Genomic DNA, 12,726 nt, shown 5'->3' with positions numbered 1-12,726 from the left:
CCATTTTCATGGGAACGAAAAATTAAAATTTTTCATGAAAAAAATACTAATAGCAAACCGAGGAGAAATCGCCATTAGAGTTATGCGAACTGCAAAGAAAATGGGCATTAAAACAGTTGCTGTTTTTTCTGAAGCCGATCGTAATGCACTTCATGTAAAATATGCGGACGAAGCGGTTTGTATCGGTCCGGCACCATCTAACGAATCTTATTTAAAAGGTGACAAAATTATTGAAATTTCAAAATCACTTAATGTCGATGCTATTCATCCAGGATACGGATTTCTAAGTGAAAATGCTGATTTTGCAGAATTGTGTGAATCCAATAATATCATTTTTATCGGCCCACGTTCTAAAGCCATAAAAGTGATGGGTAGTAAATTAGCGGCGAAAGACACGGTTAAAGCTTACGATATACCAATGGTTCCAGGTACAGATGAAGCCATTACCGATATTCCGGAAGCTAAAAAAATAGCGAAAGACATCGGATTTCCTATTCTCATCAAAGCCTCCGCTGGAGGTGGTGGAAAAGGCATGCGAATTGTAGAAAAAGAATCGGAATTTGAATCACAAATGGATAGAGCTATCAGTGAAGCTAAAAATGCGTTTGGCGATGGCTCTGTTTTTATAGAGAAATATGTAGCATCACCAAGGCATATCGAAATCCAAGTGATGGCAGATACGCATGGAAGAGTTATTCACTTATTTGAGCGCGAATGTTCTATTCAACGGCGCCATCAAAAGGTAGTAGAAGAAGCACCTTCGGCAGTTTTAACGCCAGAACTAAGAGAAAAAATGGGACAAGCAGCCATTAATGTGGCACGTTCTTGTGATTATGTAGGAGCTGGAACTGTAGAATTTCTTTTAGATGAAAATCTGAATTTTTATTTCTTAGAAATGAATACCAGACTTCAGGTCGAGCACCCTGTTACAGAATGGATTACAGGAGTAGATTTGGTAGAACTTCAAATTAAAGTAGCGCGAGGAGAAAAATTAGATATTCAACAGCACGATTTAAAAATTAACGGTCACGCCTTAGAACTTAGAGTTTACGCAGAAGACCCAATGAACGATTTTCTGCCGAGTGTAGGAAATCTAGAAACTTACCAATTACCTGAGGGAGATAAGATTAGAGTCGATAACGGTTTTGAGGAAGGCATGGACATTCCGATTTATTACGACCCAATGCTCTCTAAACTCATTACTTATGGGGAAACACGAGAGGAAGCCATTGAGATAATGATTAAAGCCATTGACAATTATCATATTAAAGGAGTAGAAACGACCCTGTCTTTCGGACGTTTCGTTTGTGAGCATGATGCCTTTAGAAGTGGTAACTTTGACACTCATTTTGTAAAAAAGTACTACTCACCTAGTCTTTTAGAAGAACAACATAAATTAGAAGCTGAAATTGCAGCAAAAATTGCATTGAGGCATTATTTAGGGGAACGTAAAATTTTACGAGTACCGAACTAGTCTTAAGCATTTAGTGTAAAACAAATTTTAAAAAATGCAACTTTGCATCTTTGCTTCTGATCGTAATCGGAATTGCGAGAAAAAAAAGCCAGAATACTACAAACATGAACGATAAAATAAAAACCCTAAACGAAAAACTAGCATTAGCTAAACTAGGAGGAGGTCAATCTAGAATAGACAAACAACACCAAAAGAAAAAACTCACTGCAAGAGAACGCGTGATGTATTTATTAGACGAAGGTTCATTTGAAGAAATCGGAGCATTGGTTACTCATAGAACCAAAAGTTTTGGTATGGATAAACAAGTTTTCTATGGCGATGGTGTGGTTACGGGTTACGGAACGGTTAACGGTAAATTAATTTACGTATTTGCACAAGATTTTACAGTTTTTGGTGGATCATTGTCTGAAACTCATGCTGAGAAAATCTGTAAAATTATGGATATGGCGGTTAATGTTGGCGCACCAATTATAGGACTCAATGATTCTGGTGGAGCACGTATTCAAGAAGGCGTGCGTTCTTTGGCTGGTTATGCGGATATTTTTTACAGAAATGTTCAAGCTTCTGGTGTAATTCCTCAAATATCGGCAATTATAGGCCCTTGTGCTGGTGGTGCGGTTTATTCCCCAGCGATGACTGATTTCACCTTGATGGTTCAAGATACCAGTTATATGTTTGTTACAGGACCAAATGTCGTGAAAACGGTGACTAACGAAGAAGTGACGAGTGAAGAATTAGGCGGTGCAAGCGTGCATTCCTCTAAATCTGGTGTGGCTCATAAAACTTCTACTAATGATGTGGAATGTTTAGAAGATATAAAAAAATTATTGAGCTATTTACCACAAAGTAATAAAAGAAAAGCGGAGGATCTTCCGTTTGAACTTAAAGACGAAGTGAGAGAATCCCTGACAACTATTGTTCCAGAGAATCCAAATAAACCTTACGACATGCATCAAGTGATCGAAGGTATTATAGATGAAAATTCCTTCTATGAAATCCATAAAGATTATGCAGAAAATATTATTGTAGGTTTTGCACGTTTGGGTGGAAAAAGTGTCGGAATTGTAGCAAATCAACCCATGTTTCTGGCAGGGGTTTTAGATGTGGATAGCTCTAAAAAAGCGGCACGTTTTGTACGTTTTTGCGATTGCTTTAATATTCCGTTATTAGTCTTGGAAGATGTCCCTGGATTTTTGCCAGGAACTGACCAAGAGTGGAACGGTATTATTGTAAATGGGGCAAAACTGCTATATGCCTTCAGTGAAGCTACTGTACCAAGAATTACGGTGATTACCAGAAAGGCGTACGGAGGAGCTTACGATGTAATGAATTCTAAACACATTGGCGCAGACATGAATTTTGCCTGGCCAAATGCCGAAATCGCTGTGATGGGAGCTAAAGGTGCCGCCGAAATTATATTTAAACGCGAAATTTCAAAAGCGGAAGACAAAGATGCCAAATGGAAAGAAAAAGAAGCCGAATACGCGGAATTGTTTGCCAATCCATATAGCGCAGCCGAACGTGGTTTTGTAGATGATGTTATTTTGCCACAACATACGCGACGTAAATTGATAAAAGCCTTTGGTATGTTGGAGAATAAGGAAATTGCTAAGCCGAATCGCAAACACGGAAATATTCCGCTTTAAATTAAAAAGAATTAAATAAAGAAACCTCACAGATTTTGAAAACCTGTGAGGCTTTTATTTTTTGTTAATTATGTAATATTAAAATTCTTTCTAATTACTAAATCTTAGCCTGAAACGTATATAAATCGTAATAACGCCCTTCAACTTTTAATAATTCATTGTGTGTTCCTCGTTCGGCTATTCGTCCATTTTCTATAACTAAAATCTGATCTGCTTTTTTAATAGTACTTAAGCGGTGCGCAATAACGATGGTCGTTCTATTATTGGTTAATTCTGACAAACTTTTCTGAATTAAACCTTCACTTTCGGTATCTAAATTAGAGGTGGCCTCATCTAAAATTATAATCTTAGGATCTGCTAATATTGCTCTAGCAATAGCCAGTCGTTGCCGTTGACCTCCAGATAACTTCACACCACGTTCGCCAATTAAAGTTTCTAAACCATTATCGAAACGATCTGTAAACTCATTAACATAGGCTGTTTTTATAGCATGTTGTAGTTGTGCTTCTGTGGCATTTGGTCTCGGAAACATAATATTTTCTCGGATGGTGCCTTCAAATAAAAATTCATCTTGAAGCACCACACCTAAGTGCTTTCTAAAACTACTGAGTTTTACTTTAGATAAATCCTTACCATCAATCGTAATTATACCAGAATCAGGATTTAAAAATGTGGCGGATAGACCAGCAATTGTAGATTTACCAGAACCCGAACTACCTACCAACGCAATAACAGATCCTGATGGAGCGTCGAAATTGATATCGTGTAATACAGGTTTTCCTTTTTCATAAGAAAACGATACATTTTTAAATTTTATATCGCCTTTTATATTTTCCAACTCTAACACTCTGCCTACTTGTTCATCTTCAGTGGCTAAATTCATCAATTCTTCCGTTCTATCTAAACCCGCTAATGCTTCAGTTAATTGACTACCAATATTACTCATTTGCACAATGGGTGCAATCATAAAACCTAAAACTAAAGTGAAAAATAGAAAGTCACCGGTTGTCATACTTTGATCAATCATATAATAACCTCCAATTCCCATTATTCCTGTGGTAGCAATACCAATTAAAAATGTTGAAGAACTAGTCATTAATGCAGTTGCTGTTAAACTCTTTTTTACATTTTGATATAATCGCTCCACCCCTACTTCAAATGTTTTGTTCTCTTGTTCTTCTGCATTAAAGGCTTTTATGACTCGCACACCTGCTAGCGTTTCAGTTAATCTACCTGTAACTTCCGCATTAATTTTTCCACGACTTCTAAAAATAGGTCGTATATATTTAAAAGCTTTTAAAGCCACAATTCCGAAAATCGATAGGGGAACAAATACAAATAGAGTCATCCAGGCGTTTAGGTTAATTAGTATCACTAAAGAAACAATAGCCGTAAAAGTGCCACCAACTAGTTGAACCAATCCTGTTCCGATTAAATTCCGAACCCCTTCTACATCGGTCATAATTCTTGAAACTAAAGCTCCGGATTTTGTATTATCAAAAAAACTTATTGGTAAGGAAAGTACTTTCTTTTGAACTTGAGCGCGTAATTCTGAAATTAAGTATTGCGCTTGAACACTTAAAATTCGTGTTAATAAAAATGATGTGACAGCTTGAACCAGTATAGCAGCAATGACGATGCCGATAAGTGTATAGAGTCCATCAAAATCTTTATTTGGAACAACACCATCTAATAGAACTTTACTTTGCCATGGTAAAATAAGTCCTGATAAACTGCGGATAACAATAAGTATTAAACCAATAAAAACTAAATTACGCCTAGGCCAAATTATGGTTTTAAAAGCTGTTGCTATGGTAACTTTTGGCTTATCGGACTTAGGTCTTTTAGTGGTATCTCGTAGATGCTGCATACGTATTTAAAGTTTGCGTAAAGATACGTTTACAAATTGCTATTAAAACAATCGATCCGTTAGAACTTTAATCTAGTAAACGTCTATGATAAGTAATTTGACCTAAATGATAGGCTAAATGCATGGTTAAGTGAATTAAAAAATATTCTGCAGTCATCGGTTCTTCTAGCTCACGTCGGTTGTATGCTTTTTTTAAATCTTCCTCAGTTAATTTTTCTAATGTGTTTTCTACTATAATTATCGTCTCTTCAACTTGTCGTATGAGTTCTGATTTAGAAACATTTCTCAAGGTAAATTCTAATTCACGCTGTCTCTTATATCCAGAATTTCCAAAGGTTGCTCCAATAAAATGATTTAGGTTACCAATTAAATGAAGACATAAGGTACCAGCTGAATTAGTCAGGGAACCCTTAATTTTCCATAAATTAGATTCGTCTTTATATTGCTTTATTTCTTCAATTAATTTATTAAGATCTCTTTTATATAGTTTTATTAGTGTGTCGGTAATCATAGTATATAGTTCTTATATATTAATATATGATTATAAAATACAATCCATCCAAAAATAGGTGATAAATCACTTATTTTTGCGCAATGCAAAATGAAAAAACATCCCAATTAGAATTTGTGGTCTTAATGGCAGCATTAATGTCCATAGTAGCCTTATCAATTGATGCGGTTTTACCGGCATTGCCATTAATTGGAGAGCATTTAAACTTAATTGATTCTTCAAAAACTCCACAATTAATTACATTCATATTTTTAGGACTAGGCTTTGGACAACTTATTTTTGGTCCATTATCAGATAGTTTTGGCCGTAAGCCAATCGTATATGTAGGTTTTATCCTATTTATTATTGCTTCTATCATTTGTGTTACCACTAAAAGTTTTGAAATGATGTTGTTCGGTCGTGTTTTACAGGGCATTGGTTTAGCGGCGCCAAGAACCATGAGTATAGCCATGATTAGAGATTCTTACGATGGTGACTATATGGCGAAAATAATCTCTGTGGTGGTTATGGTATTTATTTTGGTTCCTGTTGTGGCTCCTACTTTAGGACAATTTTTAATGAATAATTACAACTGGAAATTTATATTTACATTCACTTTGGTTTTTGGGGTACTGGTGATGATATGGTTTTGGTTAAGACAGCCTGAAACATTAAAAGATAAGTATAAAATTCCCTATCGACTTTCCATTTTCAAAACTGGAACCATTCAATTTCTAAAAATAAAATCAGCTGTAATTTACACATTACTGTCTGGGTTTATAACTGGGTCTTTTATGGTATATCTTAGTACATCTCAACAAATATTTGAAAAGCAGTATAATTTAGCCGAGGAATTTCCGCTTATTTTTGCTAGCCTAGCTATTTCGGTCGGTTTGGCTACTTTTTTAAATAGTCAATTGGTGGTAAGGTTTGGAATGAAACGAATTGTGCATGTGGCTATGCTATGTTTCATACTTACATCCTTAATTTTCATTATACTCTTTTATTCTGGTAATAATCCTAGTATTGAAGTTTTAATTGTCTTTTTTGCGCTTCAATTTTTCTGTATTGGCTTTTTATTTGGAAATCTACGAGCCTTAGCAATGCAGCCTATGGGACATATTGCTGGTATAGGCTCAGCGCTAAATGGATTTATTTCTACGGTAATGGCTGTACCAATTGCAAATTTTATAGGGAGTTATGTAAAAAATTCTGTGACCCCTTTATTCGTTGGTTTTTTAGTATGTGGATTAATTTCTTTGGCATTGTTTTATATTAATAATCAAAGCGTTAGAAAGGTATTAAGAACGGCGTAAGTTGGATTTTATATTATGTTTATAGAAAATTCACGTCATATTTCAAACCTAAAAAATCTCCAAACCTCCCTTACCTTCTCTAATGACTTCTGGCGGTTCAACCGATAAGTCTATAATAGTAGAAGCTTCGTTATCTCCGAATCCGCCATCTATTACCAAATCGACTAAATTATCCCATTTCTCTAGGATTAAAGAAGGGTCCGTGGTGTATTCTAAAACATCATCTTCATCTCTGATTGAAGTGGAAACAATAGGATTTCCCAAGGCGGAAACAATAGCTAGAGCTATAGAATTATCTGGCACTCTAATACCCACCGTTTTTCGCTTTTTAAACGGATTTGGCAAATTTTTAGAACCTGGAAGAATAAACGTATAAGGCCCTGGTAATGCCCTTTTCAAAATTTTAAATGTTGTAGTGTCTATTTGTTTTACGTAATCACTAAGATTGCTTAAATCTTCACAAACAAAAGAAAAATTCGATTTTTCAAGCTTTACACCTTTAATTAATGCGATCCGCTCTAAGGCTTTTATATTGGTAATATCGCAGCCCAAACCATATACAGTATCTGTCGGATAGATTACTAATCCTCCTCCTTTCAAAATTTTAACAACTTTTTGAATTTCCTTGGGATTAGGGTTCTCTGGATATATTTTAATGAATTCAGCCATAATAACAATCTTACAAATACGTTTACAAAGTAAGTATTTTTTTCAATAAGTAGGAATACATGGCGTATTTAAAAAATGTAATTATCCTACAAGTGTGCTTCCTTTCTTTATTCTCATGCACGTAAAATGACACTGATAACGAAATAATTACATCATAAGATTCTTCTGAAATCTATGAAGAACTGAATTATATACTGATGAAGGCCATGGTTGGGTTGGACTAAATCTAATGGATAGCACCTTGAAAATAAAATTAATAAAAACTTAATTATAGCAAGTTATTCCCTCATAATTTGAAGTTTGGCAAAACGAAGCAATAACTTTTTAGTATCACCTTTTTGAAATTTAATTTCGGCCTTAGCATCTGCTCCCTTTCCTTCTAATTTTATGACTTCACCTCTACCAAAACGTTGATGATTTACTTTACTACCCACTTCTAATTTAGTATTTAAGGTATCGCTATCGCTTTCAGCTTCACTTACAGGCACCATTTTTTTAGGTGCACTTATCTCAAAATTTTCAGGTTTAGATTTTGTTTTCTTTTTCGGCATTTTTGCTGTTTTTGGTTTTGCAAATCGGACTTTGTTAGGTGCAATATCTCCAAATATGGAAGCATCTAACATGGGATTAAATCGTTCTTTTAATGGGGTTGTAATATTCACGAACTCATCATCTATTTCTTCAATAAAACGGCTAGGTTCTGCGTCAATCAATTTTCCCCAGCGATATCTAGATAAGGTATATGTTAAATAAGCTTGTTTTTCAGCTCTCGTTAAAGCTACATAAAATAAGCGACGTTCTTCTTCTAGCTCACTTCGGGTATTCATGCTCATGCCACTAGGAAATAAATCTTCTTCCATCCCTACTATAAACACATGGCCAAATTCTAATCCCTTAGCTAAGTGAATGGTCATTAATGCCACATGGTCAGGATCACCTTTATCTGCATCTAAATCCGTTGCTAAAGCTACATCTTCTAAAAACTCAGCCAATGAATCACCTGCATCTGCTAGTTCCAGTTGGCCTTCAACAAAATCTTTAATACCATTCAGCAGTTCCTGAACGTTATCTAATTTAGTGATTCCTTCTGGCGTACCGTCTTTTCCTAATTCTCTTATTAAACCACTTGTTTTAGTAACATGTTCTGCTAAATCGAATGCATTTGCTGTTTGATTCATCACTTTGTAACTTTCTATCAATGTTACAAAGTCGCGCAGTTTATTTTTTGTGCCATTATTGATATTTATAGAAATCGAATCAATAGTTTTAATGACATCATAAATTGTTTTATTTGACGCATTTGCTTCAACAATTAAACGATCTACGGTGGTTTGACCTATACCTCTAGCAGGATAATTAATAACACGCTTTAAGGCTTCTTCATCTGCTTGATTCAATATTAAGCGCAAATAAGCAGTGACATCTTTAATTTCTTTTCGTTGATAAAACGATAACCCGCCATAAATTCTATATGCAATATCTCGTTTTCGCAACGCATCTTCAATAGCTCTCGATTGGGCATTGGTACGATACAATACTGCAAAATCACTATTTTGAAGTTGATGGTTCATCTTGGTTTCCCAAATAGTACTTGCCACAAAACGACCTTCATCTCCATCGGTCATAGCACGATGAACAATAACCTTTTCACCAATATCATTGGCTGTCCAAACAATTTTATCGAGTTTGGTTTTATTGTGCTCAATGACCGAATTCGCCGCACCAACAATATTTTTGGTGGAACGGTAATTCTGTTCTAATCGATACATTTTTACATCATCGTAATCTTTTTGAAAATTTAGAATATTATTGATGTTTGCTCCACGGAAGGCATAGATACTTTGTGCATCATCACCCACCACACAGATATTTTGAAAACGATCAGCCAAAGCCCTAACAATTAAATACTGAGAGTGATTGGTATCTTGATACTCATCTACTAAGATATAGCGGAATTTATTTTGGTATTGTGCTAAGACATTAGGAAAACGAGTTAAGAGTTCATTCGTTCTTAATAATAAATCATCAAAATCCATAGCGCCAGCCTTAAAGCAGCGATCGACATATTCTTTGTAGATTTCTCCTATTCGTGGTCGTCTTGCCATGGCATCGGCTTCCATCAATTCCGGATTTTTAAAATAGGCTTTTACCGTTATTAGACTGTTTTTATAAGAAGAAATACGGCTATAGACTTGTTTAGTCTTGTATATATCTTTATCGAGTCCCATTTCTTTAATAATAGAACCCATTAATTTTTGTGAATCTTGCGTATCGTAAATGGTAAAATTACTTGGATAACCTAAATGATGACCTTCAAAGCGTAAAATTTTTGCAAAGACTGAGTGGAATGTTCCCATCCACAGATTTTTAGCTTCGCTATCACCTACAATATCGGCAATTCTACCTTTCATTTCTTTGGCCGCTTTATTCGTAAAAGTCAATGCCAAAATATTAAAAGAATCCACACCTTTACTCATTAAATAAGCGATGCGATAAGTTAATACACGAGTTTTACCAGAACCAGCTCCAGCAATGATAATCATTGGGCCATCTACCTGAATTGTGGGTGCTAATTGTGCGTCATTAAGTTGACTGAGATACTTTTCCAAGCTAATTTTTTTTGAAGCTGTAAAATTACGGATAGTCTTATAGTTTTCCGCATTGAAATGAGATATTTTCTAAAAAACGTTTTGTTTCTCGCCTTCTAGATGACCTTTTTCTGTAACTCTATCCTTAATAATAATTAAAGAGACAATGGGATTTCGAACTGAACCAATTTTCGAAGAAGTATTCTCAAAATTCGGCTAAATGGCTTAAATAATACTTGTTACATTTACTTATAATTTAGAGTATCAAATTATTACTTAATTTTAAGTAAAGTAAAACTCTAACTTATAAATGTTAATAATTTTAAAACTAAATTTAAATTACTAATGCATTTTCAATTTAATTATCCTGCTCTCCATCTCCAGTCATTGCGGACAACAATCCTGCTTTTATATTTAGCCAAACATAATTGAAAACAGATTTGGTAACATCGCGTTCTACGGATTCTGCCTGTCCGTAACGAAATTCTTTCTTATCATCTTGACTGTCTTTAGAAACAAATAAATTAGCTATTGTAGATAAAAATTTATTTTTCTCTTCACCATCCTTTTTTAATATTGACACTTCAAAATCATCATATTTCATTTTTAAATCGATATGAGACGTACTAGGATTTCCACTAATGGTAAAATAAGTTTGTTCCAATTCACCATTGAGATCCACATTGAGATTAGGTTGTGTAAACTGATCCATATGCAAAGCGTTAAACACTCCTAAATCTGCTTTAAACACAAATTGGTCTGTGGTATCTGCCACTTTAAAATTCCAATTAACCTCCACCGGTGAATTGTCCATAAACATGGTATTCACCTTAATTCTAGTCTCATCGTTTCCAAACGTATTTCCTAAATTTGAAATTGTAGCATTCATATCTAAAAAATCTAAGCGCCCTGCAGGTTTGTCTGATTTAACTTTCTCTAAGTACGATATTTTCCCATCCGCTATTTTTAGCGTATCCACACCTAATTTAAAATTCAAATCTCTCAACATCTTTCCGTATAAGGGCTTATAAGTGGTATCGTCAGCGACTAATTTATCTCTATATATCTCAGTTTCTGGAGAATTAAAAAGAACTTCTTTAGATTTAAAATAGAATTCCTCAGCAGTATTAAAACCGAAATCCATATTAGAAAATATCACTTCTTTTACCTGAACATTAAAATGATCGCGTTCAGTTTTTAAAATCTTAGAATACTCAGTGGTATTGTATTTAGTTTTTAATTTGAAATGTTTTAAAGACAACTTATCATTAGTTACATGAACCGAATCTGCATATAATTTATCATATTCATTAGTGGCCCATTGTAAATTTTTAGCCGCTAAATTAAAATCGCTATAGTTAAATTTATTTTTGGTTATGGAGGCTTCAGGATTGATTTTAATGTCCTTTAATTCAAAATTAAGTTTAGGAATACTTAGAATCGTGGAATCGGTATTGTAATTGGTAATTAAAATATCCGCATTATTAATGTTTATTTTTTCAATATTAATAATTTGATTTATATTCTCTAGAAAGCCACTTTTATAATCGTCATTCTTCACTACAGGGTTATGCTTATACTTGGCTACCAACTGGTTTACAATTAATGTTTCAACCGAAATTTTATCGTTCATTAAAAAATTCCAATAACTAATCTCATTAATTTCAATAGTATTCAACGTTGCATCTAGAATAGTTTTTTGAGTGGTTTCCCCAATAACCATTACTTTTGGTGCTATCATCTCTAAATTGCCTGTCCAAATATTGGCATCAACCGATTCATATTTTATCTTAACAGACTTAGGTAACTTCTCGATAGCGGTGGTTATTTTATTTTCTATAACTATATTTACTACAAAGGTTGTTATCAATATAACCGTTAATACAATAGCTATTATTACCCCAATTTTTTTATACTTTTTATTCATAGTTTAACGATATATTTTTAGAATCTTCAAAATAATTTAACTTTACAAATTCGTGATTGAATTTACATAATAGGTTATGAAATTCTTAACCAATAACAAATAAATCTTAACCCAACCAAATAAAACCAGTTTTAATGGATATTGATAATATTATAGAACTCATTTTTAGTATTGCTCCCGCTCTTATTGTTGGCGCGATTGCTTATTACTTCTTTAAACAACATATAGAAAACGAGAACAGCAGAAGGCGATTTCTACTACAAAAAGATTTACAAAAGGAAACGTTCCCCTTACGCTTACAAGCCTACGAACGCTTGGCACTTTTCTTAGAACGCATTTCACCTTCTAAATTACTAACTAGAGTAAATCCAACATCTTCATTGAAAGAAGATTATGAAAGTTTACTTATAGCAACAATTGAACAGGAATTTGAACATAATTTATCACAGCAAATTTATGTTAGTGACCAATGTTGGTCAATTGCCCAAGCCGCTAAAAATGCCACTATTCAGTTAATTAGAAAATCTACAATGCTAGAGCAAACTGACACAGCAAATAAATTACGTGAAGTGGTATTAACTGAACTTATGAACAAACCAGCACCAAGCAAAGCTGCACTTGCTTTTATTAAACAAGAAGTCAGTGAGATGTGGTAGATTAAGTTGTAGCTTAAAATTGAAAGTTATAAAATAATACTAATAATTGAAGTTTACGTAAAACGACATTTCCTAAATGACGAAAGGAAC

9 protein-coding genes are annotated in these 12,726 nt (G+C 34.0%); 4 read left to right on the top strand and 5 right to left on the bottom strand.

All coding sequences use genetic code 11. From position 1 onward, the window contains the following. Positions 1 to 34: 34 nt before the first annotated feature. Positions 35 to 1,474: an acetyl-CoA carboxylase biotin carboxylase subunit gene (accC, locus tag QMA06_RS10530; protein WP_290206813.1), complete on the top strand. Its 1,440-nt coding sequence runs from the start codon at positions 35 to 37 to the stop codon at positions 1,472 to 1,474. A 104-nt stretch (positions 1,475 to 1,578) separates the two neighbouring features. Continuing rightward, entirely contained in the window at positions 1,579 to 3,120 is a 1,542-nt protein-coding gene (locus tag QMA06_RS10525) for an acyl-CoA carboxylase subunit beta (RefSeq protein WP_290206812.1), read from the top strand. A 97-nt stretch (positions 3,121 to 3,217) separates the two neighbouring features. Here QMA06_RS10525 and QMA06_RS10520 read toward each other — a convergent pair whose 3' ends face one another. Both QMA06_RS10520 and QMA06_RS10515 read right to left on the bottom strand, forming a co-directional pair. Next, positions 3,218 to 4,990, bottom strand: a complete 1,773-nt coding sequence (locus tag QMA06_RS10520) for an ABC transporter ATP-binding protein (protein WP_290206811.1) — start codon at positions 4,988 to 4,990, stop codon at positions 3,218 to 3,220. 67 nt (positions 4,991 to 5,057) lie between these two features. Further along, positions 5,058 to 5,501 (bottom strand): DinB family protein, encoded by a 444-nt coding sequence (locus QMA06_RS10515; RefSeq protein WP_290206810.1) that lies wholly within the window; start codon positions 5,499 to 5,501, stop codon positions 5,058 to 5,060. Between the two features lie 83 nt (positions 5,502 to 5,584). On the opposite strand from QMA06_RS10515, the gene QMA06_RS10510 reads away from it, so the two are divergent. Then, positions 5,585 to 6,796: a multidrug effflux MFS transporter gene (locus QMA06_RS10510; protein ID WP_290206809.1), complete on the top strand. Its 1,212-nt coding sequence runs from the start codon at positions 5,585 to 5,587 to the stop codon at positions 6,794 to 6,796. A gap of 48 nt (positions 6,797 to 6,844) precedes the next feature. Here QMA06_RS10510 and QMA06_RS10505 read toward each other — a convergent pair whose 3' ends face one another. From QMA06_RS10505 to QMA06_RS10495, 3 genes are all read right to left on the bottom strand, one after another. Further along, positions 6,845 to 7,465: an L-threonylcarbamoyladenylate synthase gene (locus QMA06_RS10505; RefSeq protein WP_290206808.1), complete on the bottom strand. Its 621-nt coding sequence runs from the start codon at positions 7,463 to 7,465 to the stop codon at positions 6,845 to 6,847. A gap of 278 nt (positions 7,466 to 7,743) precedes the next feature. Then, entirely contained in the window at positions 7,744 to 10,074 is a 2,331-nt protein-coding gene (locus tag QMA06_RS10500; protein ID WP_290206807.1) for an ATP-dependent helicase, read from the bottom strand. A gap of 337 nt (positions 10,075 to 10,411) precedes the next feature. Continuing rightward, entirely contained in the window at positions 10,412 to 11,980 is a 1,569-nt protein-coding gene (locus QMA06_RS10495) for a hypothetical protein (protein WP_290206806.1), read from the bottom strand. A 134-nt stretch (positions 11,981 to 12,114) separates the two neighbouring features. Here QMA06_RS10495 and QMA06_RS10490 point away from each other — a divergent pair, with 134 nt between their 5' ends. Beyond that, complete coding sequence (locus QMA06_RS10490; RefSeq protein ID WP_290206805.1) at positions 12,115 to 12,636, top strand: DUF7935 family protein; 522 nt, start codon at positions 12,115 to 12,117, stop codon at positions 12,634 to 12,636. Positions 12,637 to 12,726: the final 90 nt, after the last annotated feature.

It is taken from the genome of Winogradskyella bathintestinalis, from assembly GCF_030407435.1.
Taxonomy (GTDB): Bacteria; Bacteroidota; Bacteroidia; order Flavobacteriales; family Flavobacteriaceae; genus Winogradskyella; species Winogradskyella bathintestinalis.
This window is presented reverse-complemented; position numbering and strand designations above follow the sequence as displayed.

Bases quoted from the DNA above. Each gene is read 5' to 3' on its own strand.
- QMA06_RS10495 (WP_290206806.1), bottom strand. From the start codon at position 11,980: ATGAATAAAAAGTATAAAAAAATTGGGGTAATAATAGCTATTGTATTA.
- accC (WP_290206813.1), top strand. From the start codon at position 35: ATGAAAAAAATACTAATAGCAAACCGAGGAGAAATCGCCATTAGAGTT.
- QMA06_RS10490 (WP_290206805.1), top strand. From the start codon at position 12,115: ATGGATATTGATAATATTATAGAACTCATTTTTAGTATTGCTCCCGCT.
- QMA06_RS10510 (WP_290206809.1), top strand. From the start codon at position 5,585: ATGCAAAATGAAAAAACATCCCAATTAGAATTTGTGGTCTTAATGGCA.
- QMA06_RS10525 (WP_290206812.1), top strand. From the start codon at position 1,579: ATGAACGATAAAATAAAAACCCTAAACGAAAAACTAGCATTAGCTAAA.
- QMA06_RS10515 (WP_290206810.1), bottom strand. From the start codon at position 5,501: ATGATTACCGACACACTAATAAAACTATATAAAAGAGATCTTAATAAA.
- QMA06_RS10505 (WP_290206808.1), bottom strand. From the start codon at position 7,465: ATGGCTGAATTCATTAAAATATATCCAGAGAACCCTAATCCCAAGGAA.
- QMA06_RS10520 (WP_290206811.1), bottom strand. From the start codon at position 4,990: ATGCAGCATCTACGAGATACCACTAAAAGACCTAAGTCCGATAAGCCA.